We start from the raw sequence: 26,125 nt of genomic DNA on the forward strand, positions 1-26,125 counted from the left end.
TCAGCTCGGTCCTGCCTTGTAACCGACGCCTCGGACGGTCACCACGATCTCCGGCCGCTCCGGGTCCTTCTCGACCTTGGAGCGCAGCCGCTGCACATGCACATTGACCAGGCGCGTGTCCGCCGCGTGCCGATAGCCCCACACCTGCTCGAGGAGCACCTCACGCGTGAACACCTGCCAGGGCTTGCGCGCGAGCGCGACCAGCAGATCGAACTCGAGCGGCGTCAGCGCGATCGGCTGCCCCTCCCGCTTCACCGAATGCCCGGCCACATCGATGACCAGGTCACCGATGGCGAGCTGCTCCGGCGCAGGCTCCTCCGATCTCCGCAGCCGTGCCCGGATCCGGGCAACCAGCTCCTTCGGCTTGAACGGCTTGACGATGTAGTCGTCGGCCCCCGATTCGAGGCCCACCACCACATCCACGGTGTCGCTCTTCGCCGTGAGCATCACGATCGGCACCCCGGACTCCGCCCTGATCAGGCGGCACACCTCGATACCGTCCCGGCCCGGCAGCATCAGATCGAGCAGCACCAGATCGGGCTTGGTCTCACGGAAAGCGGCCAGCGCCTTGTCGCCGTCAGCTACGAACGACGGCTCAAAACCTTCACCACGCAGCACAATGCCGAGCATCTCGGCCAGTGCGGTGTCGTCGTCGACGACAAGGACTCGTCCCTTCATGGACCACATCATCCCATTAGCTCATCGTTGCCTGGAGTGAGCTGGCACACAGTTCACCCAAGCCATCACTTGTCACAGGCGACACAACGCCCCACTCCGTGACGATCGCCGTCACCAACTCCGGAGGCGTCACATCGAACGCGGGGTTGTACGCCTGCGTCCCCAGTGGTGCCACCGGAATCCCGCCACCTGCCTCCACTCCGGCCAGCGGCGCCCGCGGCGCCGTGACCTCCGTCACCTCATGCCCGGCCCGCTGCTCCACCTCGATGGAAGCCCCGTCCGCGGTCTCCGGGTCGATCGTCGTCACCGGCGCGACCACGATGAACGGCACATGGTGGTAACGCGCCAACACCGCGAGCGGATAGCTCCCCACCTTGTTGGCCACCGAACCGTCGGCCGCGATCCGGTCCGCGCCGATGAGCACGGCATCCACCTCACCCGCTGCGAACAGCGAACCCGCGGCGTTGTCCGTAAGCAATGTGTACGCCATCCCGTTGCGCGCGGCCTCATACGCGGTCAGACGAGCCCCCTGCAACAGCGGGCGCGTCTCGTCCACCCACAGCCGGCGCAGCCGCCCGGCCCGATGCGCGGCGAGCGCGACCGCGAAAGCCGTGCCCTCACCGCCGGAGACCAACGCCCCGGTGTTGCAGTGCGTCAGGATGCGGTGATTGCCACCGGGCACCAGCTCGTCGAGGAGCCGCAGACCCTGCTCGGCCATCTTGGCACTGGCCGCCGCGTCCTCCTCGTGCAGCGCCCGCGCCGAGGCGAGCGCCGCCGCGGCAGCCCGCTCCCGCGCCTGCGCCTCGTCACCAGCCCCGCTCCCGAACGCGGACCGGTACGCCTCCTGCGCCCTGCGCGCCCCGTACGCCAGATTGACCGCGGTGGGCCGCGCGTCCGCCAGCGCGTCGGCCGCCTCCTCCACGTCGAAGCCGCGGGCGGCCGCGAGCGCCACGCCATACGCCCCGGCGATCCCGAGCAGCGGCGCCCCGCGCACGGCGAGGGTACGGATCGCCTGCACCAGGGCCTGCGGATCCGTGCAGACCAGCTCGACCTCTTCCGCGGGCAGCCGCGTCTGGTCGAGCAACACCAGAACGGGCCCCTCCGCCGGCTCCTCCCATCGGATCGCCGGGATGTCGACGGCCTCGGGCTGTGCGCCGTCGATGGGCCATATGTCCTCGCCGGATTGCGCGTACTGATCAGCCATCCGCCCAGTCTGCCCCGTACCGACCCGACAATTGAAGGTGTGCAGCCCTCACGGGGCCAGGTCATCCGGCACCCACCCCATGGCACGATGGCAGCCAACCTGCTGCCGCGACCGCGGACGGGCACTTTGAAGGAGCGACGATGAACGACACTCCGGGCTGGGCATCGCCCGGATCTGCCCCCTCCGACGGCCCGGACGGCAACCGTAAGGACGGCCCCGAGCAGAACGGCGACGCACAGGGCAGCGGTCCGCAGGACGCGCCCCCGCAGGACGCCGCGGGCCAGGGCCCGAAGTGGTCCAAGGAGCAGCCCCCGCCCGCCCAGTGGTCCGCCCCCTCCGGCTCCGCCCAGACCCCTCCCCCGCCCCCGCCGGCTCCCGGCCAGGGCCAGGGCCAGGGCCAAGGTCAGGGTTGGGGCGGTCAAGGCTGGGGCGGTCAGGGCTGGGGCGGCCAAGGCGGAAACGGTGGCCCCGGTCAGGGACCGGGCGGCCCCGGAGGCGGCGGCTACCCCGGCTGGGGCGGCGGCTGGCAGGGCAAGCCCTCGGCGGCCAAGCCCGGCGTCATCCCGCTGCGCCCGCTCGGCGTCGGCGAGATCCTCGACGGCGCGGTGTCGACGATGCGGACCTACTGGCGCACCGTCCTCGGCATCTCCCTGACGGTCGCCGTGGTCACCCAGCTCCTGGCGGTCCTCCTCCAGGGCTTCGTCCTCAACGACGCGGCGACCACCACGGCCCTCGACAACCCCGACGCCACGCCGCGCGAGATCTTCAGCGCCCTGGGCGCACTCCTGATCGGCTCCGCGGTCGTCGCGGTCGTGACGCTGCTCGGCACGATCGTCGCGACAGCCCTGCTGACGACGGTCACCAGCCGCGCCGTGCTCGGCCGCCCCGTCACCATAGGAGAGGCCTGGCGCGACGCCCGGCCGCAGATCCTCAGGCTGCTCGGTCTGACGCTGCTCCTCCCGCTGATCGCCGCCGCGATCATGCTCGTGAGCATCGTGCCCGGCATCCTCGTCGGCGCACTCGGCTCGACCGCGGGCGGCATCGCACTCGGAGTCGTCGGCGGTCTCGCCGGCCTCGCCGTGACGATCTGGCTGATGGTCCGCCTGTCGCTGGCCTCGCCCGCCCTGATGCTGGAGAAGCAGACCGTCCGCAAGGCCATGGGCCGCTCCACCAAGCTCGTCCGCGGCTCCTGGTGGCGGGTCTTCGGAATCACGATCCTGGCGTCCCTGATCGCCGCGGTCGTCTCGGAGATCATCCTCTTCCCGTTCACCGCCATCGCCGGGGCGGTCAGCGGAGACGGCTTCACCAGCCTCCTGGAAAGCGGCGGGAACTTCGGCTGGGCCTTCCTCATCATCACCGGTATCGGCTCGGTCGTCGGCTCCACCATCACCTTCCCGATCACGGCCGGCGTCACCGTGCTCCTCTACATCGACCAGCGGATCCGCCGCGAGGCCCTCGACCTCGAACTCGCCCGCTCCGCAGGCCTGCACGACTACGGGTCCGCCCCCGGCGCCACTCCGGGGAGTTGATGACGTGAGCGCACTTGGGGGAGTGCTCCACACGACGATCTCGTCGGTCCTCACCGGCGGCGAAGAGCCGCCGGTGAGGATCCCGCGCGACCCCGCGCGCGAAGCGGCGAAACGCGAGCTGTCCAAGCCCGCGTACCACCAGGACGACCCGAACTGGTTCATGCGCGCCCTGAACAAGTTCTGGGACTGGATCGACGAGCTCTTCTCCGCCGCGTCCGGCGCCGCCCCCGGCGGCGCCGTCGGCCTGCTCGTGATCCTGCTGGCCGTCGTCGCCGTGGCGGCCGCCCTCTGGTGGCGCCTCGGCACACCGCGCCGCTCCCCCACCTCCGCGCCCCCGCTCTTCGACGACCGCCCGCGCAGCGCCGCCGAACACCGCGCGGCCGCCGAGGCGCACGCCGCCCAGGAACACTGGAACCAGGCCGTCCAGGAACGGATGCGCGCCCTGGTCCGCTCCCTGGAGGAGCGCGCCCTCCTCGACCCGCGCCCCGGCCGCACCGCCGACGAGGCCGCCGCCGAAGCGGCCCGCCCGCTGCCCCAGCACGCGGACCGCCTCCGCGCGGCGGCCCGCGACTTCGACGACATCGCGTACGGCGGCCGCACCGCGACCCCGGAGACGTACGAGCGCCTGTCCACCCTGGACACCGAGGTGGAACGCACCACCCCCACGCTCACCCCCACCGCGGGAGCGCCCCGGTGACCGAACCGACCGACCCCCGCACCCCGAACTCCGGCCGCAGCGGCGGCGACCGCACGCCCGACCGGCCCCGGCCCGCCACCGCGCACCCGATCAACCCACCGGGCCACCAGCCGGAATCCGAGCCCGGAACACACCCCGGAGCCCCCACCGCCACGACGACCCTCACCGCGCCCCCGTCGCCCCCGGCCCCCGAGGGCACCACCTCCAGCACGCCCACCGCCCGCCAGATCTGGACCCGCACCCGCGGCATCGCCCTGGCCCTGGTCTTCCTCTTGGTCGCGGCCGTGGCCATCGCGGTGGTCCGCTCCGGTGACCAGCACGGCGCCCTCGATCCGCGCTCCGCCGACCAGCGCGGCAGCCGCGCCGTCGCCGAACTCCTCGCCGACCGGGGCGTCGACACGCGCGTGGTCACCACGACCGCCGAGGCCCGCGCGGCGACAGGCCCCGACACCACCCTCCTGGTCGCCGCGCCCGACCGGCTCACGGCACGCCAGCAGTCCCGGCTCCAGGCCGCCACCGTCGACTCCGGCGGCCGCACCGTCCTCGTCGCCCCCGGCGCCGCCGCGGTCGACATGCTGGCCCCCGGCGTCGCCACCGACCCCGAGCCCGCCGCCGACAAGCCCCTCGCGCCCGGCTGCGCGCTGCCCGAGGCCCGCCGCGCCGGCCCCGCGGACACCGGCGGCCACCGCTACAGCAGCACGCTCGCCGGCGCCGACTCCTGCTACCCGAGCTACGGCTCCCCCACGCTCCTGCGCCTTCCGTCCCCCGCCGGCGAAGGCGACACGGTCGTCCTCGGTTCCCCCTACATCCTTCTCAACGACCGCCTCGACGAACAGGGCAACGCCTCGCTCGCCCTTCAACTCCTCGGTTCGCGCCCTCATGTGGTCTGGTACCTCCCCTCCCTCTCCGACGACTCGGCGGCCGACGGCGCGCAGAACGACCGCAGCTTCGTCGACCTGATCCCCAAGGGCTGGCTCTGGGGCACCCTTCAGCTCTTCATCGCGGCAGCACTGGCCGCACTGTGGCGCGCACGCCGCCTGGGCCCCCTGGTCCAGGAGCGCCTGCCCGTCGCGATCCGCGCCTCCGAAACCGTCGAAGGCCGCGCCCGCCTCTACCGCAAGGCGAACGCCCGCGACCGCGCCGCCACGGCCCTACGTATCTCCACCCGCACGCGCCTGGCCCCCCTCATCGGCGTCCCCGTCTCCCAGGCCCACTCGCCCGAGACCTTCCTCCCGGCCCTGGCACGCCAACTCCCCACGCCCGCCCGGGACCCGCACACTCTCCTCTTCGGCCCGCCCCCCGCGACCGACGCAGCACTCATCGCACTCGCCGACCACCTCGACGCCCTCGAAAGTGAGGTACGGAACCCATGATGGACCCGACCACTGACAACGCCGGGCCCACGACGGATCCCCGCAGCTCAAGGGCGTCTTTGGAGGCCCTGCGTACGGAGATCGCCAAGGCCGTGGTCGGCCAGGACTCCACCGTCACGGGCCTCGTCGTGGCCCTCCTCTGCCGCGGCCACGTTCTTCTCGAAGGAGTGCCCGGCGTCGCCAAGACACTCCTCGTACGCGCCCTGGCCTCGTCCCTCGAACTCGACACGAAGCGCGTACAGTTCACCCCCGACCTGATGCCGAGCGACGTGACGGGCTCGCTGGTCTACGACACCAACACCGCTCGCTTCTCCTTCCAGCCGGGCCCGGTCTTCACCAACCTTGTCCTCGCCGACGAAATCAACCGCACCCCGCCCAAGACCCAGTCCTCCCTCCTCGAAGCGATGGAGGAGCGTCAGGTCACGGTCGACGGCACGGCGCGCCCGCTCCCGGACCCGTTCATGGTGGTCGCGACCCAGAACCCGGTCGAGTACGAGGGCACCTACCCCCTCCCCGAGGCCCAACTGGACCGCTTCCTCCTCAAGTTGAACGTTCCGCTGCCTACCCGCCAGGACGAGATCGACGTCCTGACCCGGCACGCCTCCGGCTTCAACCCCCGCGACCTGCACGCAGCGGGCATCCGCCCGGTGGCCACGGCAGCCGACCTCGAAACGGCCCGCGCGGCAGTCGCCAAGACAACGGTCTCCCCGGAAATCACCGCCTACGTAGTCGACATCTGCCGAGCGACCCGCGAATCCCCGTCGCTCACCCTCGGCGTCTCCCCACGAGGCGCCACGGCCCTCCTCGCCACCGCCCGCGCCTGGGCGTGGCTGACCGGCCGCGACTACGTCACCCCCGATGACGTCAAGGCCCTCGCCCTCCCCACCCTCCGCCACCGCATCCAACTGCGCCCGGAGGCCGAAATGGAGGGCGTCACCCCGGATTCCGTCATCAACGCGATCCTGACCCACGTCCCCGTCCCCCGCTGACCCGACGCCCGACGGAGGACGACACGACAATGGCACTGACCGGACGCACGGCCCTTCTCGCAGCCCTGGGCTCCCTCCCCGTCGGCATCTGGGACCCCAGCTGGACCGGCATCCTGGCCGTCAACACCCCGCTGGCCCTGGCCTGCGCGTGCGACTTCGCCCTGGCCGCCCCCGTACGCCGCCTGCGCCTGACCCGCTCGGGCGACACCTCCGTACGTCTCGGAGACCCGGCCGACGTCACCCTCACGATCACCAACCCCGCGCGCCGCCCCTTGCGCGCCGCCCTCCGCGACGCCTGGCCGCCGAGCAGCTGGCACTCCGGCATGGAGTACGAGTCGTCCCGCCACCGCGTGAACATCCCCGCCGGCGAAAGGCGCCGCGTCACGACGCGCCTCCAGCCCACCCGCAGAGGCGACCGCACGGCCGACCGCGTCACCATCCGCTCCTACGGCCCCCTCGGCCTGTTCACCCGCCAAGGCACCCACAGGGTCCCCTGGACGGTCCGTGTCCTGCCGCCCTTCCACAGCCGCAAGCACCTCCCCTCCAAGCTGGCCCGCCTCCGCGAACTCGACGGCCGCACCAGCGTGTTGACCAGGGGCGAGGGCACAGAATTCGACAGCCTCCGCGAGTACGTTCCCGGAGACGACACCCGCTCCATCGACTGGCGCGCAACGGCCCGCCACTCCGCGGTGGCCGTCCGCACGTGGCGCCCGGAACGCGACCGCCACATCCTCCTGGTCCTCGACACCGGCCGCACCTCCGCCGGCCGAGTCGGCGACGCCCCGCGCCTCGACGCCTCCATGGACGCCGCTCTCCTCCTGGGCGCCCTGGCCTCCCGAGCCGGCGACCGCGTGGACCTGCTGGCCTACGACCGCCGCACCCGCGCCCTGGTCCAGGGCCGAACCGCAGGCGACGTCCTCCCCGCCCTGGTCAACGCCATGGCCCCACTGGAACCAGAACTGATCGAAACGGACGCCCGAGGCCTCACGGCAACGGCCTTGCACACAGCGCACCGCCGATCCCTCATCGTCCTTCTTACGTCCCTGGACGCGGCCCCCATCGAAGAGGGCCTCCTCCCCGTGCTCTCACGTCTCACGAAACGCCACACGGTCGTCCTGGCATCGGTTGCCGACCCCAAAGTCGAATCGATGACATCGGCCCGGGGCACCACAGAAGCCATCTACGACGCCGCGTCAGCGTCCCAGGCAAAGGCCGAGCGCCTACGCACAGCCGAACAACTCACTCGCCACGGCGTCACCGTCGTGGACGCCACCCCATCCGAATTGGCCCCAGCCCTTGCGGACGCCTACCTGGCCCTGAAATCCGCCGGCCGCCTTTAAGAAAGAGGGGGCGTTCCCCAAAACGCTCCTGAAACGCAGAAAAGCCCCGGACCGTATCCCGGTCCGGGGCTTTTCTATAAAATTTGTTCGGCGGCGTCCTACTCTCCCACAGGGTCCCCCCTGCAGTACCATCGGCGCTGTGAGGCTTAGCTTCCGGGTTCGGAATGTAACCGGGCGTTTCCCTCACGCTATGACCACCGAAACACTATGAAACTGTCAACCGGAGCCGTGGCACATGGCTACGACGGTTGTTCGTGGTTTCAGAACCAACACAGTGGACGCGAGCAACTGAGGACAAGCCCTCGGCCTATTAGTACCGGTCACCTCCACACCTTGCGGTGCTTCCAGATCCGGCCTATCAACCCAGTCGTCTACTGGGAGCCTTAACCCCTCAAAGGGGGTGGGAATACTCATCTCGAAGCAGGCTTCCCGCTTAGATGCTTTCAGCGGTTATCCTTTCCGAACGTAGCCAACCAGCCATGCCCTTGGCAGGACAACTGGCACACCAGAGGTTCGTCCGTCCCGGTCCTCTCGTACTAGGGACAGCCCTTCTCAATATTCCTACGCGCACAGAGGATAGGGACCGAACTGTCTCACGACGTTCTAAACCCAGCTCGCGTACCGCTTTAATGGGCGAACAGCCCAACCCTTGGGACCGACTCCAGCCCCAGGATGCGACGAGCCGACATCGAGGTGCCAAACCATCCCGTCGATATGGACTCTTGGGGAAGATCAGCCTGTTATCCCCGGGGTACCTTTTATCCGTTGAGCGACGGCGCTTCCACAAGCCACCGCCGGATCACTAGTCCCGACTTTCGTCCCTGCTCGACCCGTCGGTCTCACAGTCAAGCTCCCTTGTGCACTTACACTCAACACCTGATTACCAACCAGGCTGAGGGAACCTTTGGGCGCCTCCGTTACTCTTTGGGAGGCAACCGCCCCAGTTAAACTACCCATCAGACACTGTCCCTGATCCGGATCACGGACCCAGGTTAGACATCCAGCACGACCAGAGTGGTATTTCAACGACGACTCCACAACCACTGGCGTGGCCGCTTCAAAGTCTCCCACCTATCCTACACAAGCCGAACCGAACACCAATATCAAACTATAGTAAAGGTCCCGGGGTCTTTCCGTCCTTCTGCGCGAAACGAGCATCTTTACTCGTAGTGCAATTTCACCGGGCCTATGGTTGAGACAGTCGAGAAGTCGTTACGCCATTCGTGCAGGTCGGAACTTACCCGACAAGGAATTTCGCTACCTTAGGATGGTTATAGTTACCACCGCCGTTTACTGGCGCTTAAGTTCTCAGCTTCGCCACACCGAAATGTGACTAACCGGTCCCCTTAACGTTCCAGCACCGGGCAGGCGTCAGTCCGTATACATCGCCTTACGGCTTCGCACGGACCTGTGTTTTTAGTAAACAGTCGCTTCTCGCTGGTCTCTGCGGCCACCCCCAGCTCATGGAGCAAGTCCAATCACCAGGAATGGCCCCCCTTCTCCCGAAGTTACGGGGGCATTTTGCCGAGTTCCTTAACCATAGTTCACCCGAACGCCTCGGTATTCTCTACCTGACCACCTGAGTCGGTTTAGGGTACGGGCCGCCATGAAACTCGCTAGAGGCTTTTCTCGACAGCATAGGATCATCCACTTCACCACAATCGGCTCGGCATCAGGTCTCACCCTCATGTCTCCCGGATTTACCTAGAAGACGGGCTACACCCTTACCCCGGGACTACCATCGCCCGGGCTGGACTACCTTCCTGCGTCACCCCATCGCTCACCTACTACCAGCTTGGGCCGGCGGCTCCACCACTTTCCATTCCCCGAAGGGTCCGGAACGGCTTCACGGCCTTAGCATCACTGGATTCGATGTCTTTCGCGTCACAGCGGGTACCGGAATATCAACCGGTTATCCATCGACTACGCCTGTCGGCCTCGCCTTAGGTCCCGACTTACCCTGGGCAGATCAGCTTGACCCAGGAACCCTTAGTCAATCGGCGCACACGTTTCTCACGTGTGTATCGCTACTCATGCCTGCATTCTCACTCGTGAACCGTCCACAACTACCTTCCGGTGCTGCTTCACCCGGCACACGACGCTCCCCTACCCATCCATACAGGCGTTGGCCCTGTTGTATGAATGACACGACTTCGGCGGTACGCTTGAGCCCCGCTACATTGTCGGCGCGGAATCACTTGACCAGTGAGCTATTACGCACTCTTTCAAGGGTGGCTGCTTCTAAGCCAACCTCCTGGTTGTCTCTGCGACTCCACATCCTTTCCCACTTAGCGTACGCTTAGGGGCCTTAGTCGATGCTCTGGGCTGTTTCCCTCTCGACCATGGAGCTTATCCCCCACAGTCTCACTGCCGTGCTCTCACTTACCGGCATTCGGAGTTTGGCTAAGGTCAGTAACCCGGTAGGGCCCATCGCCTATCCAGTGCTCTACCTCCGGCAAGAAACACACGACGCTGCACCTAAATGCATTTCGGGGAGAACCAGCTATCACGGAGTTTGATTGGCCTTTCACCCCTAACCACAGGTCATCCCCCAGGTTTTCAACCCTGGTGGGTTCGGTCCTCCACGAAGTCTTACCTCCGCTTCAACCTGCCCATGGCTAGATCACTCCGCTTCGGGTCTTGAGCGCGCTACTAAATCGCCCTATTCGGACTCGCTTTCGCTACGGCTTCCCCACACGGGTTAACCTCGCAACACACCGCAAACTCGCAGGCTCATTCTTCAAAAGGCACGCAGTCACGACGCATTGAGTAAACTCAATGCGCGACGCTCCCACGGCTTGTAGGCACACGGTTTCAGGTACTATTTCACTCCGCTCCCGCGGTACTTTTCACCATTCCCTCACGGTACTATCCGCTATCGGTCACCAGGGAATATTTAGGCTTAACGGGTGGTCCCGCCAGATTCACACAGGATTTCTCGGGCCCCGTGCTACTTGGGTGTCTCTCAAACGAGCCGTTAATGTTTCGGCTACGGGGGTCTTACCCTCTACGCCGGACCTTTCGCATGTCCTTCGCCTACATCAACGGTTTCTTACTCGTCTCACGGCCGGCAGACCGTAAAGAGAGATCCCACAACCCCGCACACGCAACCCCTGCCGGGTCTCACACGTATACGGTTTGGCCTCATCCAGTTTCGCTCGCCACTACTCCCGGAATCACGGTTGTTTTCTCTTCCTGCGGGTACTGAGATGTTTCACTTCCCCGCGTTCCCTCCACACTGCCTATATATTCAGCAGCGGGTGACAGCCCATGACGACTGCCGGGTTTCCCCATTCGGAAACCCCCGGATCAAAGCCTGGTTGACGACTCCCCGGGGACTATCGTGGCCTCCCACGTCCTTCATCGGTTCCTGGTGCCAAGGCATCCACCGTGCGCCCTTAAAAACTTGGCCACAGATGCTCGCGTCCACTGTGCAGTTCTCAAACAACGACCAACCACCCGTCACAACCCACCGAAGCGGATTTTTACCGGGGCCGGCACTGAAGGCGACCGTTACGGCCGTACCTTCAGATACCCAACAGCGTGCCCGACACCCTCGCCACTCGTGATCAGCTTTCCACGCTCCGAAGAGCAGTACTTGCAGCCCGAGATGACTGACGGTGCCGAATAATCAACGTTCCACCCATGAGCAACCACCGTCGAACGTTTGCCGACGTAGTGGCCTCTGACCTCGTCCCGAAGGACTCGGTAAGAAGTGCTCCTTAGAAAGGAGGTGATCCAGCCGCACCTTCCGGTACGGCTACCTTGTTACGACTTCGTCCCAATCGCCAGTCCCACCTTCGACAGCTCCCTCCCACAAGGGGTTGGGCCACCGGCTTCGGGTGTTACCGACTTTCGTGACGTGACGGGCGGTGTGTACAAGGCCCGGGAACGTATTCACCGCAGCAATGCTGATCTGCGATTACTAGCAACTCCAACTTCATGGGGTCGAGTTGCAGACCCCAATCCGAACTGAGACCGACTTTTTGAGATTCGCTCCACCTTGCGGTATCGCAGCTCATTGTATCGGCCATTGTAGCACGTGTGCAGCCCAAGACATAAGGGGCATGATGACTTGACGTCGTCCCCACCTTCCTCCGAGTTGACCCCGGCGGTCTCCTGTGAGTCCCCATCACCCCGAAGGGCATGCTGGCAACACAGAACAAGGGTTGCGCTCGTTGCGGGACTTAACCCAACATCTCACGACACGAGCTGACGACAGCCATGCACCACCTGTACACCGACCACAAGGGGGCGCCTGTCTCCAGACGTTTCCGGTGTATGTCAAGCCTTGGTAAGGTTCTTCGCGTTGCGTCGAATTAAGCCACATGCTCCGCTGCTTGTGCGGGCCCCCGTCAATTCCTTTGAGTTTTAGCCTTGCGGCCGTACTCCCCAGGCGGGGCACTTAATGCGTTAGCTGCGGCGCGGACAACGTGGAATGTTGCCCACACCTAGTGCCCACCGTTTACGGCGTGGACTACCAGGGTATCTAATCCTGTTCGCTCCCCACGCTTTCGCTCCTCAGCGTCAGTAATGGCCCAGAGATCCGCCTTCGCCACCGGTGTTCCTCCTGATATCTGCGCATTTCACCGCTACACCAGGAATTCCGATCTCCCCTACCACACTCTAGCTAGCCCGTATCGACTGCAGACTCGGGGTTAAGCCCCGAGCTTTCACAATCGACGTGACAAGCCGCCTACGAGCTCTTTACGCCCAATAATTCCGGACAACGCTTGCGCCCTACGTATTACCGCGGCTGCTGGCACGTAGTTAGCCGGCGCTTCTTCTGCAGGTACCGTCACTTTCGCTTCTTCCCTGCTGAAAGAGGTTTACAACCCGAAGGCCGTCATCCCTCACGCGGCGTCGCTGCATCAGGCTTTCGCCCATTGTGCAATATTCCCCACTGCTGCCTCCCGTAGGAGTCTGGGCCGTGTCTCAGTCCCAGTGTGGCCGGTCGCCCTCTCAGGCCGGCTACCCGTCGTCGCCTTGGTGAGCCATTACCTCACCAACAAGCTGATAGGCCGCGGGCTCATCCTTCACCGCCGGAGCTTTTAACCCCCATCCAGGAGAATGGGAGTGTTATCCGGTATTAGACCTCGTTTCCAAGGCTTGTCCCAGAGTGAAGGGCAGATTGCCCACGTGTTACTCACCCGTTCGCCACTAATCCACCCCGAAGGGCTTCATCGTTCGACTTGCATGTGTTAAGCACGCCGCCAGCGTTCGTCCTGAGCCAGGATCAAACTCTCCGTGAATGTTTCCCCGTCATCGGGGTGACACACACGAGAGCGGAACAGTCGGAGGAATAATCCGACCGTTCACAGCGTCCTCGCTGTGCGCCTGCCGACCAGAAGGCCTGCAGGACTTTTCAAAGGAACCTCGCCCCAGCAGATGCTGGAGACGGGGTATCAACATATCTGGCGTTGATTTTTGGCACGCTGTTGAGTTCTCAAGGAACGGACGCTTCCTTTGTACTCACCCTCTCGGGCTTTCCTCCGGGCGCTTCCCTTCGGTATTTCGTGTTTCCAACTCTACCAGATCCGTTTTCCGTTCCGTTTCCGGTTCGGATTTCATTTCCGGTGGCCGTTGGAGGGCCTTTGCCTTTCGGCGGTGCCGACTTTATCAGAAGTTTTGGGCCGGTCTGACCGGCTCAGGGTTTCCGATTAATCGGGAGGGGCTTCTCGAAAGAATTGAATTTCGTGAAGCGAGCTAGATACTAGCCGTTGCAATCGAACCTGTCGAGTTCGGGGCAACTGTTCGAATCTACCTCCCCGGTCTGTCCGTGTCAACGGTCTTTCCGGGGCGAAGAGGAGACTAGCAGGTCAGCGGGGCGCTCGCACATCAGGCGGCCGTGGGCAGCAGCGCACTGCGCTCGTCCGTCGCCACATCGCCCGTTTCGCCCTCACGAACCGCTCGGCCGCCAAGGACATAGACGTACGCCAGGAAGGCCAGTTCTGCCGCGATGCCGATGGCGATGCGGGCCCAGGTCGGGAGGCCGGAAGGGGTGACGAAGCCTTCGATGGCCCCGGAGATGAAGAGGACCAGGGCCAGTCCGATGGCCATGCCGAGGGCCGCGCGGGACTCTTCGGCCAGGGCTGTTCTGCGCGTACGGGGGCCCGGGTCGATCACGGTCCATCCGAGGCGGAGGCCGGTACCGGCCGCGACGAAGACCGCGGTCAGTTCGAGCAAGCCGTGCGGGAGGATCAGCCCCAGGAAGGTGTCGAGGCGGCCGACGGAGGCCATCAGGCCGATGCCCACACCTACGTTGAGCATGTTCTGGAAGAGGATCCACAGGACCGGCAGGCCCAGGAAGATGCCCAGAACCAGGCACATGGCAGCGGCCTGAGCGTTGTTCGTCCAGACCTGGGCGGCGAACGACGCGGCCGGGTGGCTCGAGTAGTACGTCTCGTACTGCCCTCCGGGGCGGGTCATCTCGCGGAGCTCGGAGGGGGCTGCGATGGAGGCCTGGACATCGGGGTGGGTGCCGATCCACCAGCCGATGAGGGCGGCTATCGCGGTCGACAGCAGCGCGGTGGGTACCCACCAGTGGCGCGCCCTGTAGACGGCTGCCGGGAAACCGTGGGTCAAGAAGTGCGTGACGTCGCGCCATGAAGCACGGCGGGTACCCGTCACCGCACTACGCGCGCGGGCCACGAGTTGGGTGAGGCGGCCGATCACCCGGGGGTCCGGTGCGCTCGACTGGATGAGCGAGAGGTGGGTGGCGGTGCGCTGGTACAGGGTCACCAGTTCGTCCGCCTCTGTGCCGGTGAGGCGGCGTCGACGGCGCAGCAGGGCGTCCAGTCGGTCCCACTCGGCCCGGTGGGCGGACACGAAGACGTCGAGGTCCATCCGGTCTGCTGCTCCTCGCTTTCCGGCACCTGTACGGCGCGATGGTCCTTCAGCTTGGCAGACTGGCGGTTCCTGGGGCAGCTCGTTGAAGGGTGGGTGGCCGGCGTGAGTGAGCTGGTGACGGGTGAGGCGGTGGCGCTGGAGCTTCGGCCCGCGAAGCTGCCGAGTCGGGCGCTTGCGGTGCTCATCGATCTGGCGGTGGCGTTCGCCGTCTATATGGCGGTGACCATGGCCTTCGCGGCTGCGACCGCTTCGCTCGACGACGCGGCGGTCGCGGCCGTCGCGGTGGCGACGTTTCTGTTGGTGCTGGTCGGGATCCCGATCGCCGTGGAGACGATGAGCCATGGGCGGTCGCTGGGGAAGCTCGCGTGCGGGCTGCGCGTCGTGCGGGACGACGGTGGGCCGATCCGGTTCCGGCATGCGTTGGTGCGGGGGGCCGTCGGGGTCGTGGAGATCCTCATGACCTTCGGGGTCGTGGCGTGCATCGCTTCGCTCGTGTCCGCGCGGGGCCGGCGGGTCGGGGACGTGTTCGCCGGGACCCTCGTCGTACGGGAAAGGGTGCCGACCGGGCAGTTGGCGGTCGTGCCGCCTCCCCCGCCGTGGCTGGTGGGAAGGTTCGCCGAGCTGGATCTGTCGGCCGTGCCTGAGGGGCTGTGGCTCGCGGTGCGGCAGTACCTGACGCGGATGGGGCAGTTGGATCCGCAGGTGGGGTGGGGGATTGCCGAGCGGCTCGCGGGTGAGCTCGCCGCGCACACGGGGGCGCCTGTGCCGAGTGATGTGCCGCCTGCCGCGTTCCTGGCGGCCGTGACGCACGAGCGGCAGTCGCGGGAGGCTCAGCGTGCGTTCGGAGCGAGCGCCGCCGCGGGTGGTCAGGCGGCTTCCGGCGTGGCTGGTGCGGCTCCCGGGCCGTACGGCGGATACACGGAGGCCGCAGGGCCCGTGCCGCCCGCGACTCCCCTCGCTCCTCCTGTTCCTCCGGCCCCAGCGGCAGGCCCGGCCGGCTCCCCCGCGCAGCGCCCGGGCCCGACCCCGGCCGACAACCCCCCGGCGGGATCCGGGAGTTCGGACCGACCGGCTACCGGGTTCGTGCCGCCGGCCTGAGCGCGCGGCGTCAGCGGAACGCCGACGGCGGGGTCTCGAGGGCCTCCAGCTCGATGCCGGGGGCCGCGAGGACGACGTCGCCGCTGATGTGGACCGTCTGCTGCTCCCCCGTGTCCAGGGCTGTGACCTGGTATTCGTCCACGGTCAGAGGTCCGTTGTCAGTGGCGTGTGCTTCGCTGTTCAGCAAGGTCCAGGACTGGTCCAGAGTGCGCGGCGCAAGGACGGGATCCGTCAGGGCGACGAGGCGGACGCGGGTCGGAGGGGAAGCGGGGGTGAGACCGAGCAGACGTGCGGTGGCGATGAGGAACGCGGGGGATGTTCCCGTGAACGCGTGCGCGGGGGCGTTTCCTTCGGTCGCGTGAGTGCCGGTGGGGTCGGTGCGGACCCATGTGACGCCGTCGATGGCGGCGCCTCTCACCTGCCAGCTCGCCGCATTCAGTTCGAGGCGGATGGGGCGGCCGAGTTCGTCGAGGGCGAGGTCGATCGAGCCGGCGTGGTCGCCGGAGGGGGTGGTCCGTTGCGCTACATAGCGCCAGCCGGAAGGGCCGGGCGCGCACTGGAAGTGTTCTTCGCCGAGGGGGGTGTGATCGTGCAGATCGTGGAGCGAATAACGGCCGCGGGGCATGGCGTTCGTGGAGTCCTCTGTCTGGCCTGGTGACGGCCGCCGTCGGGTGCGGCGCCGGCGGTCGTCGAAGGACGTGACCACCGTAGCCAGCGGTGTGCGCGGACACGGGACAGGCCCCCGACACGGGGGTGCGGGGGCCTGTCCTGCGAAGCGGTCAGCCGACGGGCGGCTGGTGCGCGGTGCCGAGTCGAGTGGTCAGGAGACGAGTGCTCGGCAGGCGCGTGCTCAGTAGCGGTAGTGGTCCGGCTTGTACGGGCCCTCGACCTCGACGCCGATGTACGAGGCCTGCTCCGGGCGGAGCGTCGTCAGCTTCACGCCGAGCGCGTCCAGGTGGAGGCGGGCGACCTTCTCGTCCAGGTGCTTGGGCAGCACGTACACGCCGGTCGGGTACTCGGACTGCTTGGTGAAGAGCTCGATCTGGGCCAGCGTCTGGTCCGCGAACGAGTTGGACATCACGAAGGACGGGTGGCCCGTCGCGTTGCCCAGGTTCAGCAGGCGGCCCTCGGAGAGCACGATGAGGACCTTGCCGTCGGGGAACGTCCAGGTGTGGACCTGCGGCTTGACCTCGTCCTTGACGATGCCGTCGATCTTCGCCAGGCCCGCCATGTCGATCTCGTTGTCGAAGTGGCCGATGTTCCCGACGATCGCCTGGTGCTTCATCTTGGCCATGTCGCTGGCCATGATGATGTCCTTGTTGCCGGTCGTCGTGACAAAGATGTCGACCTTGTCGACGACCTCGTCGAGCGTCGCGACCTGGAAGCCGTCCATCGCCGCCTGCAGCGCGCAGATCGGGTCGACCTCGGTGACGATGACGCGGGCGCCCTGGCCGCGCAGCGACTCCGCGCAGCCCTTGCCCACGTCGCCGTAGCCGCAGACGAGGGCGGTCTTGCCGCCGATGAGGACGTCGGTGGCGCGGTTGATGCCGTCGACGAGCGAGTGGCGGCAGCCGTACTTGTTGTCGAACTTCGACTTGGTCACGGCGTCGTTCACGTTGATCGCCGGGAACAGGAGGTCGCCGTCACGCTGCATCTCGTACAGGCGGTGGACGCCGGTCGTGGTCTCCTCGGTGACGCCGCGGATCTCGGAGGAGAGCTGGGTCCACTTCTGCGAACCGTTCGAGATCGTGCGGTTCAGGAGCTGGAGGATGACGCGGTGCTCGTCGGACTCGGCGGTGTCGACCGAGGGGACCTTGCCGTCCTTCTCGTACTCGACGCCCTTGTGGACGAGGAGGGTGGCGTCACCACCGTCGTCGAGGATCATGTTCGGGCCGCCGGTGGGGGTGTTCGGCCAGGTCAGAGCCTGCTCCGTGCACCACCAGTACTCCTCCAGCGTCTCGCCCTTCCAGGCGAAGACCGGGATGCCCTGGGGGTTGTCCGGCGTGCCGTTCGGGCCGACGGCGATGGCCGCGGCGGCGTGGTCCTGCGTGGAGAAGATGTTGCAGGAGGCCCAGCGGACCTCGGCGCCGAGCGCGACGAGGGTCTCGATGAGGACGGCCGTCTGGACCGTCATGTGGAGGGAGCCGGTGACGCGGGCACCCGCGAGGGGCTGGGCGTCGGCGTACTCCTTGCGGATCGCCATGAGGCCGGGCATCTCGTGCTCGGCGAGGGTGATCTCCTTGCGGCCGAAGGCGGCGAGGGAGAGGTCGGCGACCTTGAAGTCCTGGTCCTGTCGGTTGGCGACAGAAGTCATAAGTGAGCTGCTCCTCGGTGCTGTTGCAGTCGGTCGAGGTGGGCTGACGCGCCTGTCCACGGTATGGGCATGCGCGCATGGAGCTGACCTGCGGCGTCCTGGGACACAAGTGTCCCCTGGCGCTCGCAGCGCAGTCCGTCGGAGGCCCTCTCTCCCTCGGCCGACCCGGCGTACGGGCCGCCCGACCGCCATCAGCAGCGACGTCTGGCTCGGTACAAAGCTACACCGATCGGCCCAGCCGAACCCACCCCGCCTCTCGATCCGGTCGGGCGCGTTCCGGACCGGGCCTCCTGGGAGGGATGGGCGAGGAATAAATAGGGAGACATGACGACGGACTACTGGATCAGGGACCTTTGAACTGTCGACTCTGTGCGTATGTGTTGCACCATGCTGGGAGAGCGGCAAAGATTTGCGCGCTCTTGCACGGAACGCTTGAAGGAGAGCCACGTGACCAGTCCGGCCGACCCCCACGCGGGCGGAGGGGCCGTCGAGCAGCAGAAGAAGTTGAAGCTGCTCGCGGTGACCGCATGTCCGACCGGCATCGCGCACACCTACATGGCGGCGGAGAAGCTGCAGCAGGCAGCGGATGCCGCAGGTATCGACATGAAGGTGGAGACGCAAGGGTCCATCGGGGCCGAGAATGTCCTGACCGACAACGATGTCAAAGCCGCCGACGGCATCATCATCGCCGCCGACAAGGACGTCGACCGCGCCCGGTTCGCCGGTAAGCGGGTGCTGTCGGTCGGCGTGTCGGAGGGCATCAGCCACCCCGAGCAGCTGATCGAGCGAGTGCAGAGCGCGCCCGTGGCCGGCTCGGAGGGCGGTGGTGCGCAAGAGGCCGCGGCGTCCGGCGGCAAGGAGCGCAGCGCGGCGTACAAGGCGCTGATGAACGGCGTCAGCTTCATGATCCCGTTCGTCGTCGTCGGCGGTCTGCTGATCGCCGTCTCGCTGGCGATCGGCGGTCACGCGACGCCCGACGGCATCCAGATCCCCAAGGACACGTTCTGGTTCAACGTCAACGCGCTCGGCACGCTCGGCTTCAAGCTGATGCTGCCGATCTTCTCCGGCTATATCGCCTACGCGCTCGGTGACCGGCCCGCGCTCGTGCCGGGCATGATCGGTGGCTTCCTCGCCGCCGACGCCAGCATCTACGGCTCCGACGCCAACGCCGGCTTCCTCGGCGCCATCGTGACCGGTTTCCTCGCGGGCTACATCGTCATCGCGATCAGGAAGATCAAGGTCCCGAAGGCCATCCAGCCGATCATGCCGATCATCGTGGTCCCGATCGCGTCCACGCTGGCCGTCGGTCTCGCCTTCATCTACATCCTCGGCGGGCCGATCTCCTGGGTGTTCACGCACCTCACCGACTTCCTCGGCGGGATGACCGGGTCGAGCGCGGTGCTGCTCGGTGCGCTCATCGGTCTGATGATCGCGTTCGACATGGGCGGCCCGGTCAACAAGACCGCGTTCCTGTTCGCCGTCGGGCTGATCGGGACGAACAACGCCGTCATGGGTATGGCCGCCGCGGCCATCCCGGTCATGCCGCTCGGCCAGGGCCTGGCCACGATGATCCGCCGCAAGCTCTACACGGACGCGGAACGCGAGGCAGGTATCGCGGCGCTGTTCATGGGCTGTTTCGGCATCTCCGAAGGTGCCATCCCGTTCGCGGCGGCACGTCCGGCGCAGGTCATCCCGGCGAACATGCTGGGTGGCGCGGTCGCCGGTGCGATCGCCGGTATCGCCGGGGTCGAGGACTCCGTGCCGCACGGCGGTCCGATCGTCGCGGTGTTCGGCGCGATCAGCGGGCTTGCCTGGTTCTTCATCGCGATCGTCGCGGGCACCGTGATCACCGCCGTGACGACGAACGCGCTCGTCGGCGTGAGCAACCGCCGCGCCGCCGCCAAGCAGGCCGCGGCCGACTCCGCGAAGCCTGCTGAGGCCGTCGCGGCCGGTGCCACTCCGGCCGTCGCCGCCGAGAGCGCGCCGGAGCCGGCCCACGCCACAGCGTCGGTCGCCTCCGCGTCCGCTTCCGCCTCGCTCCAGGCGGCCACGGCGAGTGCCACCGCCTCCGGCGCCGCCGAGGCCGAGGAGGCGTCCGCCGCGGCGGACGAGGCCGCGGAACCCGAGGTCCTCTCCGGCTACCTCACCGACGAGACCGTCAAGGTCCAACTGGACGCGCAGGACAAGGAAGCGGCCATCCGCGAGATGGCGGGCCTCGCCGCCGGTACCGGCAAGGTCGCCGACATGGAAGAGCTCGTACAGACCGCGCTGCGGCGCGAGGAGCAGGGCACGACCGGGCTCGGCGAGGAGATCGCCATCCCGCACGCCAAGACGGACGCGGTGACCGCTCCGGTCGTCTGCTTCGCGCGGTCCGACGAGGGCATCGAGTGGGGCTCGCTCGACGGCACGAAGGCCAGGCTCGTCTTCATGATCTCGGTGCCGGAGGCCGCCGCGGGCGACGAGCACCTGCGGATCCTGGCGCTGCTCTCGCGGAAGCTGATGGACACGGACTTCCGGGCGCGGCTGCAGGCGGCGCCGGACGAGGCCGCGATCCTGCGGGTGCTGGCCGAGGTTCAGTAACCGAACCAGGTGTCTACGTAGATGGGGCCCAGCCGAGATTCTCGGCTGGGCCCCATCTACGTAAGGAAGTGCTCAGTGCTCAGTGCTCAGTGCTCAGTGCTCCGGCGTCTGCGTCGGGCCGCCCGGGCTGGCCTCCCGGTCGGAGCCCTTCGCGGCCTCGGACTCGCTGTAGATGTCGGGCTCGAGGTAGATGACGCGGGCGATCGGGACGGCGGCGCGGATGCGGGCCTCGGCTTCGTTTATGGCGCGGGCCACCTCGGCGGCCGTGTCGTCGTGCTGGACGGCGACCTTCGCGGCGACGAGGAGCTCCTCGGGGCCGAGGTGGAGCGTGCGCATGTGGATCAGGCCGGTGACGGTCTCGCCGTCGACGACGGCCTGCTCGATCTTCGCGACCTCCTCCGCGCCCGCGGCCTCGCCGAGCAGCAGCGACTTGGTCTCCAGGGCGAGGACGATCGCGATGACGATCAGCAGGATGCCGATGCAGAGGGTGCCGATGCCGTCCCAGACGGCGTCGCCGGTGGCGAGGGTCAGGCCGACGCCGAACAGCGCGAGGACCAGACCGATGAGCGCGCCGAAGTCCTCCAGGAGGACGACCGGCAGCTCAGGCGCCTTGGCGCGCTTGATGAACTGACCCCAAGTGAGCTTGCCGCGCAGCGCGTTGGACTCCTTGATGGCCGTACGGAAGGAGAAGCCCTCGGCGATGATCGCGAAGACGAGCACGCCGACCGGCCAGTACCAGTGCTCCAGATCGTGCGGGTGGCTGATCTTTTCGTAGCCCTCGTAGACGGCGAACATGCCACCTACGGAGAAGAGGACGATCGACACCAAGAAGGCGTAGATGTAACGCTCGCGTCCGTACCCGAAGGGGTGTTGCGGAGTCGCCTCTCGCTGGGCCTTCTTGCCGCCGATCAGCAGCAGGAACTGGTTGCCCGAGTCCGCGAGCGAGTGGACTGCCTCGGCGAGCATCGACGAGGAGCCACTGAAGAGGAACGCCACGAATTTCGCTACCGCGATCGCTAGGTTGGCGGCCAGCGCCGCCACGATCGCCTTGGCTCCGCCTGAAGCACTCATGTCGTTCCTGGTGTCCTTTCGAGGTTCTACGTACGTCCCGTGCGCGGTGGGTCATTGTTGCAGCACGGGACGTCGCAGGTGCCTCTCAGGCCACCACGGTCGCACGGAAAACCGTGCCGGATCCGGACACATTCACCTTTTCACCCGCCGGAACGAAGGCCGACTCGCCGGGCGCGAGCGCGAGCTCGCCGGCCCGGACGGTGCCCGCCGTGCACAGCAGGACCTGCGGCGTCGCGGCCGTCAGGTCGTGGTCCGCGCCCCCCTCGGGCAGGACGAAGCGCGAAAGGCGGAACTCGTCGATGGGGGTGTCGTAGACCTCTTCGCCCTCCGGAGACGCCTCGGGGCGCAGCACGCCGGGGTCGGTGGCCTCGAAGCGGACGATGCGCAGCAGCTCCGGCACGTCGACGTGCTTGGGGGTGAGTCCGCAGCGCAGCACGTTGTCCGAGTTGGCCATGATCTCGACGCCGAGGCCGTTGAGGTAGGCGTGCGGGACGCCGGCGCCGAGGAACAGGGCCTCGCCGGGCTGCAGTTGGACGTAGTTGAGCAGCATCGCCGCGATGACGCCCGGGTCGCCGGGGTAGTGGTGGGCGATGCCCGCGTACGGCTCGTAGGCGCCGCCGATGCGCTGGGCGGCGGCCGTGGCGTCGGCGACGGTCCGCTCCATCTCCCCCGGATCGGCGCTCAGTACGGCGGTGAGGACCTCGCGCAGCGCCGCCTCTTCGGGGTGGGCGCGCAGCAGATCGGCGTACGGCTTGAGGCTGTCGACGCCGAGACCTTCGAGGAGTTGGGCGGCTTCCTCGGGCGCGCGGAAACCGCACAGGCCGTCGAACGGCGTGAGCGCGCAGATCAGTTCGGGCTTGTGGTTGGCGTCCTTGTAGTTGCGGTGCGGGGCATCGATCGGGACGCCGCGCCGCTCCTCGTCCTCGTAACCCTCCTTCGCCTGCTGGAGGTTGGGGTGCACCTGGAGGGAGAGGGGCGCGCCCGCGGCGAGCAGCTTGAGGAGGAACGGGAGGCGGGGGCCGAACTTTTCGACGGCGGCGTCGCCCAGTTCGTCGGCCGGGTGCGCGTCGATGACCTCGTTCAGCGGGCCGCGCTCGGTACGCGAGGGGGCGCCCGGGTGCGCGCCCATCCACATCTCCGCCTGCGGTTCACCGGTCGGGCTTACGCCGATGAGCTGCGGGATGGCGGTGGTGGAGCCCCAGGCGTAGGGGCGGATGGTGTTGGTGAGGCGGTCCATGAGGCTTTCTTTCGATACGCGGTCCGGGCGGACGACAAAGATTGTTCTGAAGCTGATTGTTCTGAAGCTGTCAGGCGCGCGAAGCGAGACCCAGGTAAACGGCGGCGAAATCCGTGACGGCGATCAGCTCCGCGAGGGTCTCCAGGTCGCTGCCCTCCTCCGGTTCCAGCTCGCTGATGGCGATGTCGTGCGACAGCGCGAGTTCGCGGGCCGCGGGTGCGGCGGTGAGGCCGCCGGCCGGCCGGTCGCGCAGCAGGACGACGCGGGCGCGCAGCATCTGGACCTCCTCGACGCGGTCGCGGAAGAAGTCCTCGGGGTCGGCGCCGGCGGCCAGGTCACCGGTGAGGAGCGCGCCGTGGGCGACCATCGCCTCGGGCAGGTCCGCGGCGAGCGCGGGGTGCCCTGCGAGCTCGGCGATGGCGGCGGCGAAGCGACGGCCCGCCGGGCCCGCGGCGGCGCCCTCGGTCCAGATCAGCGGGAGCGCCTCTGCGAGCTCGGCGGCGAGCGTCTTGGCCGGGTTGCTGTACGTGGCGATGGCCGGGCCGCAGCGCTCGGCGACCTGGTCGAGGCGGTCGGCGACCTTCTCGAGCGTGTCCGGCGCGGCCGGGAGGAGCCCCGTGCGGTCGAGCAGCGCGAGGAGGGGCGTGAGCAGCGCCCAGAGCGCGCCCGGCGCGGAGGCGGCCGCGGGTTCGTCCTGCTCGTACGGGGCCGTGGCCATCGGTACGAAGAGGCCGTGCGCCCCCGCGACGGCTTCGGTCAGCGGGGCGCCGGAGGGGCAGACCGCGACGGCCGTGACGCCGCGCCGGTACGCCTGCTCCACGAGGAGCGAGAGGCTCGGCTCCGTGCCGTCCGGGGTGGCGATCAGGAGGAGGTCGACCGAGCCCGCCCAGCCCGGCAGCTCCCAGCGCAGCGCGCCCGCGGCGGGGGCCACGCCTGTGGGGCGCAGGCGGACGACCGGGGAGGCCGCGCCTGCCAGGCGCCCGATGAGGTCGGCGACGCCCGCGGCGGCCGTGCCGGGACCCGCGATCAGGACGGCGCGGGGGCGGCCGTCGGGCTTCAGGTCGGCGATGCCGGCCTCTGCCGCGTGCCGGGCCGCCGTGCGGACGCGGGCGCCGGCTTCTGCGGCGCCGCGCAGCAGGCCGCGGCGGTCGGCCCTGGCCAGTGCGTCCGGGTCGTCCAAGAGCGATTCGTCGAACATGGCGTCGGGCCTCCTGCGGGGCGTGGTGGAGGGTCAGGGCCTGTCCGGGTGTCCGGCGGATCGGGTCCCATGCGGGCGGCCCTGATCCGTCGGCGCCGGTGAGGTCCTACGCGGGGCGGCGCGCCTCGTCGATCAGGAGGACGGGGATGCCGTCGCGGACCGGGTAGGCCAGGCCGCAGTCCTTGCCGGTGCAGATCAGCTCGGCGTCGGCCTCCTTGAGCGGGGCGTGGCAGGCCGGGCAGGCGAGGATCTCCAGGAGGCCGGCTTCGAGCGGCATGGTTTCCCTCCGGGGGTGAGTGGGGTTCGGGTGCGATGCACCTTGTGCGGTGGCCGGGTGGCCGACCGGGGTGCGGCGCTGGTCACCAGCCTACCGGCGGAGGCGGTGCCGTGGCCGGGGCCTTCCGGTGAGCGTGCGCCGCGCCGGGATGTGGGGGCGGGCTGCCCAGGCTCAGCCGGGCTTGACGCCACGGGGCTCCGCCCCGGACCCCGCTGCTCAATCGCCGCAGGGGCTTGATTTGGAGCCTTACCCCCGGATGATCGCCAGGACCTCGTCGCGGGTTTTTTCCATCGTTGGGGTGTCCCGGGCCTCCGTGTTCAGGCGGAGAAGCGGTTCCGTGTTGGACGGGCGGACGTTGAACCACCAGTCGGTCGCCGTGACCGTCAGGCCGTCGAGCTCGTCCGTCGTGATGCCCTCGCGGCCCGCGTACGCCGCCTTGATCGCGGCGAGGCGGTCGGTCTGGTCTGCGACCGTGGAGTTGATCTCGCCGGAGGCCGCGTAGCGGTCGTAGGAGGAGACCAGGGCGGAGAGCGGGCCGTCCTGGCCGCCGAGCGCCGCGAGGACGTGGAGCGCCGCCAGCATGCCCGTATCGGCGTTCCAGAAGTCGCGGAAGTAGTAGTGCGCGGAGTGCTCGCCGCCGAAGATCGCGCCGGTGGTGGCCATCTCCTGCTTGATGAACGAGTGGCCCACGCGCGTGCGCACGGGCGTGCCGCCGTTCTCCTTCACGACCTCCGGCACGGTCCAGGAGGTGATCAGGTTGTGGATGATCGTGCCCGAGCCGCCGTTTCGCGCGAGTTCGCGGGCGGCGACCAGGGCGGTGATCGCGGACGGGGACACCGGGTCGCCGTTCTCGTCCACCACGAAGCAGCGGTCCGCGTCCCCGTCGAAGGCGAGGCCGAGGTCGGCTCCCTCGGCACGCACGCGTGCCTGGAGGTCCACGATGTTCGCCGGGTCCAGCGGGTTCGCCTCGTGGTTCGGGAACGTGCCGTCCAGCTCGAAGTACATCGGCACGACGTCGAGCGGCAGTCCCCCGAGGACCGTCGGGACCGTGTGCCCGCCCATCCCGTTGCCCGCGTCCACCACGACCTTCAGCGGACGGATCGCCGTCAGGTCGACCAGGCCGCGCAGGTGCGCCGCGTAGTCCTGCAACGTGTCCCGCCGCGTGACGGTCCCAGGTGTCGCGGCCGGCTCCGGGGCGCCCGACGCGCTCCACTCCTCGGCCAGCCGGCGGATCTCCGCGAGGCCCGTGTTCTGACCGACCGGCGCCGCGCCCGCCCGGCACATCTTGATGCCGTTGTACTGCGCCGGGTTGTGCGAGGCCGTGAACATGGCGCCGGGCAGGTCGAGCGCGCCCGACGCGTAGTACAGCTGGTCCGTCGAGCACAGGCCGATCTCGGTGACATCCGCGCCGAGGGCGGCGGCCCCGCGCGCGAACGCCCTCGTCAGGCCGGGCGAGGAGGGCCGCATGTCATGACCCACGACGATCGCGGAGGCGTCCGTCACCCGCACGAACGCGGCGCCGAACAGGGCGGCGAGCTCCTCGTCCCACTGGTCCGGGACCACCCCACGCACGTCGTACGCCTTCACGATCTGCGACAGATCAGCAGCAGCCACGGTCTGCCCAGCCCTCCTGGAGTCCTGCACGGACCCACAAAGTACCTGGCCGCACTGACAGCGGATCGTGAACCCCT

Annotated in this window: 17 protein-coding genes and 3 rRNA genes; 7 read left to right on the plus strand and 13 right to left on the minus strand. The window is 68.0% G+C overall.

Translation table 11 applies throughout. The annotated features are described in order from the left end of the window. Together mtrA and mtnA are read right to left on the minus strand one after the other, a co-directional pair. Positions 1-690 carry a two-component system response regulator MtrA gene (gene mtrA / locus OHA73_RS18285; RefSeq protein WP_323179534.1) on the minus strand — a complete coding sequence of 230 codons (690 nt, stop codon included), beginning with the start codon at positions 688-690 and terminating at the stop codon, positions 1-3. A gap of 4 nt (positions 691-694) precedes the next feature. Further along, positions 695-1,882: an S-methyl-5-thioribose-1-phosphate isomerase gene (gene mtnA, locus OHA73_RS18290; RefSeq protein ID WP_266710922.1), complete on the minus strand. Its 1,188-nt coding sequence runs from the start codon at positions 1,880-1,882 to the stop codon at positions 695-697. Between the two features lie 140 nt (positions 1,883-2,022). Here mtnA and OHA73_RS18295 point away from each other — a divergent pair, with 140 nt between their 5' ends. From OHA73_RS18295 to OHA73_RS18315, 5 genes are all read left to right on the plus strand, one after another. Further along, entirely contained in the window at positions 2,023-3,411 is a 1,389-nt protein-coding gene (locus tag OHA73_RS18295; RefSeq protein ID WP_266710923.1) for a glycerophosphoryl diester phosphodiesterase membrane domain-containing protein, read from the plus strand. Positions 3,412-3,415: 4 nt separating this feature from the next. Next, a complete protein-coding gene (locus tag OHA73_RS18300) occupies positions 3,416-4,108 on the plus strand; it encodes a DUF4129 domain-containing protein (protein WP_266710924.1) in 693 nt (230 codons plus the stop codon). A 227-nt stretch (positions 4,109-4,335) separates the two neighbouring features. Next, entirely contained in the window at positions 4,336-5,481 is a 1,146-nt protein-coding gene (locus OHA73_RS18305; RefSeq protein WP_266718645.1) for a DUF4350 domain-containing protein, read from the plus strand. After that, the gene (locus OHA73_RS18310) at positions 5,481-6,470 is read left to right on the plus strand and encodes an AAA family ATPase (protein ID WP_266710925.1); all 990 of its coding nucleotides are present in this window, start codon (positions 5,481-5,483) and stop codon (positions 6,468-6,470) included. Before OHA73_RS18305 ends, OHA73_RS18310 begins: the two co-directional genes overlap by 1 nt. Before the next feature lie 29 nt (positions 6,471-6,499). Beyond that, positions 6,500-7,810: a DUF58 domain-containing protein gene (locus tag OHA73_RS18315; RefSeq protein WP_266710926.1), complete on the plus strand. Its 1,311-nt coding sequence runs from the start codon at positions 6,500-6,502 to the stop codon at positions 7,808-7,810. Positions 7,811-7,895: 85 nt separating this feature from the next. Here OHA73_RS18315 and rrf read toward each other — a convergent pair. The 4 genes from rrf to OHA73_RS18335 form a co-directional block, all read right to left on the minus strand. Beyond that, positions 7,896-8,012 (minus strand): 5S ribosomal RNA (gene rrf, locus OHA73_RS18320). An 88-nt stretch (positions 8,013-8,100) separates the two neighbouring features. Beyond that, a 23S ribosomal RNA gene (locus OHA73_RS18325) occupies positions 8,101-11,222 on the minus strand. A 314-nt stretch (positions 11,223-11,536) separates the two neighbouring features. Continuing rightward, positions 11,537-13,062: ribosomal RNA gene (locus OHA73_RS18330) — 16S ribosomal RNA — on the minus strand. Together the 16S, 23S and 5S rRNA genes form the textbook arrangement of a ribosomal RNA operon. A gap of 586 nt (positions 13,063-13,648) precedes the next feature. Further along, a complete protein-coding gene (locus OHA73_RS18335; protein WP_327655563.1) occupies positions 13,649-14,656 on the minus strand; it encodes a stage II sporulation protein M in 1,008 nt (335 codons plus the stop codon). A gap of 105 nt (positions 14,657-14,761) precedes the next feature. Between OHA73_RS18335 and OHA73_RS18340 the strand changes: the two genes are divergently transcribed. Continuing rightward, positions 14,762-15,757, plus strand: a complete 996-nt coding sequence (locus OHA73_RS18340; protein ID WP_327655564.1) for an RDD family protein — start codon at positions 14,762-14,764, stop codon at positions 15,755-15,757. Positions 15,758-15,767: 10 nt separating this feature from the next. Here OHA73_RS18340 and OHA73_RS18345 read toward each other — a convergent pair whose 3' ends face one another. Further along, positions 15,768-16,382, minus strand: coding sequence for a hypothetical protein (locus tag OHA73_RS18345; protein WP_266710929.1), 615 nt, complete (start codon positions 16,380-16,382; stop codon positions 15,768-15,770). A 225-nt stretch (positions 16,383-16,607) separates the two neighbouring features. Then, positions 16,608-18,071: an adenosylhomocysteinase gene (gene ahcY, locus OHA73_RS18350; protein WP_327655565.1), complete on the minus strand. Its 1,464-nt coding sequence runs from the start codon at positions 18,069-18,071 to the stop codon at positions 16,608-16,610. Between the two features lie 447 nt (positions 18,072-18,518). Between ahcY and OHA73_RS18355 the strand changes: the two genes are divergently transcribed. Continuing rightward, entirely contained in the window at positions 18,519-20,651 is a 2,133-nt protein-coding gene (locus tag OHA73_RS18355; protein ID WP_327655566.1) for a fructose-specific PTS transporter subunit EIIC, read from the plus strand. A 93-nt stretch (positions 20,652-20,744) separates the two neighbouring features. Here OHA73_RS18355 and OHA73_RS18360 read toward each other — a convergent pair whose 3' ends face one another. The 5 genes from OHA73_RS18360 to OHA73_RS18380 all read right to left on the minus strand — a co-directional run bounded on the left by OHA73_RS18360 (position 20,745) and on the right by OHA73_RS18380 (position 26,048). Next, positions 20,745-21,722: a cation diffusion facilitator family transporter gene (locus OHA73_RS18360; RefSeq protein ID WP_266710932.1), complete on the minus strand. Its 978-nt coding sequence runs from the start codon at positions 21,720-21,722 to the stop codon at positions 20,745-20,747. A gap of 85 nt (positions 21,723-21,807) precedes the next feature. Continuing rightward, positions 21,808-22,959 carry a mannose-6-phosphate isomerase, class I gene (gene manA / locus OHA73_RS18365; protein WP_266710933.1) on the minus strand — a complete coding sequence of 384 codons (1,152 nt, stop codon included), beginning with the start codon at positions 22,957-22,959 and terminating at the stop codon, positions 21,808-21,810. A gap of 70 nt (positions 22,960-23,029) precedes the next feature. After that, positions 23,030-24,157, minus strand: a complete 1,128-nt coding sequence (locus OHA73_RS18370; RefSeq protein ID WP_267070229.1) for an SIS domain-containing protein — start codon at positions 24,155-24,157, stop codon at positions 23,030-23,032. A gap of 106 nt (positions 24,158-24,263) precedes the next feature. After that, positions 24,264-24,434 carry a Trm112 family protein gene (locus tag OHA73_RS18375; RefSeq protein ID WP_266710935.1) on the minus strand — a complete coding sequence of 57 codons (171 nt, stop codon included), beginning with the start codon at positions 24,432-24,434 and terminating at the stop codon, positions 24,264-24,266. 246 nt (positions 24,435-24,680) lie between these two features. Next, a complete protein-coding gene (locus tag OHA73_RS18380) occupies positions 24,681-26,048 on the minus strand; it encodes a phosphomannomutase/phosphoglucomutase (RefSeq protein ID WP_266710936.1) in 1,368 nt (455 codons plus the stop codon). Positions 26,049-26,125: the final 77 nt, after the last annotated feature.

It is taken from the genome of Streptomyces sp. NBC_00483, assembly GCF_036013745.1.
Classification (GTDB): Bacteria; Actinomycetota; Actinomycetes; order Streptomycetales; family Streptomycetaceae; genus Streptomyces.

What these genes read in the sequence shown, in the direction of transcription:
- mtrA (WP_323179534.1), bottom strand. Translation starts at nt 690, where the DNA reads ATGATGTGGTCCATGAAGGGACGAGTCCTTGTCGTCGACGACGACACC.
- mtnA (WP_266710922.1), bottom strand. Translation starts at nt 1,882, where the DNA reads ATGGCTGATCAGTACGCGCAATCCGGCGAGGACATATGGCCCATCGAC.
- OHA73_RS18295 (WP_266710923.1), top strand. Translation starts at nt 2,023, where the DNA reads ATGAACGACACTCCGGGCTGGGCATCGCCCGGATCTGCCCCCTCCGAC.
- OHA73_RS18310 (WP_266710925.1), top strand. Translation starts at nt 5,481, where the DNA reads ATGGACCCGACCACTGACAACGCCGGGCCCACGACGGATCCCCGCAGC.
- OHA73_RS18315 (WP_266710926.1), top strand. Translation starts at nt 6,500, where the DNA reads ATGGCACTGACCGGACGCACGGCCCTTCTCGCAGCCCTGGGCTCCCTC.
- OHA73_RS18335 (WP_327655563.1), bottom strand. Translation starts at nt 14,656, where the DNA reads ATGGACCTCGACGTCTTCGTGTCCGCCCACCGGGCCGAGTGGGACCGA.
- OHA73_RS18345 (WP_266710929.1), bottom strand. Translation starts at nt 16,382, where the DNA reads ATGCCCCGCGGCCGTTATTCGCTCCACGATCTGCACGATCACACCCCC.
- ahcY (WP_327655565.1), bottom strand. Translation starts at nt 18,071, where the DNA reads ATGACTTCTGTCGCCAACCGACAGGACCAGGACTTCAAGGTCGCCGAC.
- OHA73_RS18360 (WP_266710932.1), bottom strand. Translation starts at nt 21,722, where the DNA reads ATGAGTGCTTCAGGCGGAGCCAAGGCGATCGTGGCGGCGCTGGCCGCC.
- manA (WP_266710933.1), bottom strand. Translation starts at nt 22,959, where the DNA reads ATGGACCGCCTCACCAACACCATCCGCCCCTACGCCTGGGGCTCCACC.
- OHA73_RS18370 (WP_267070229.1), bottom strand. Translation starts at nt 24,157, where the DNA reads ATGTTCGACGAATCGCTCTTGGACGACCCGGACGCACTGGCCAGGGCC.
- OHA73_RS18375 (WP_266710935.1), bottom strand. Translation starts at nt 24,434, where the DNA reads ATGCCGCTCGAAGCCGGCCTCCTGGAGATCCTCGCCTGCCCGGCCTGC.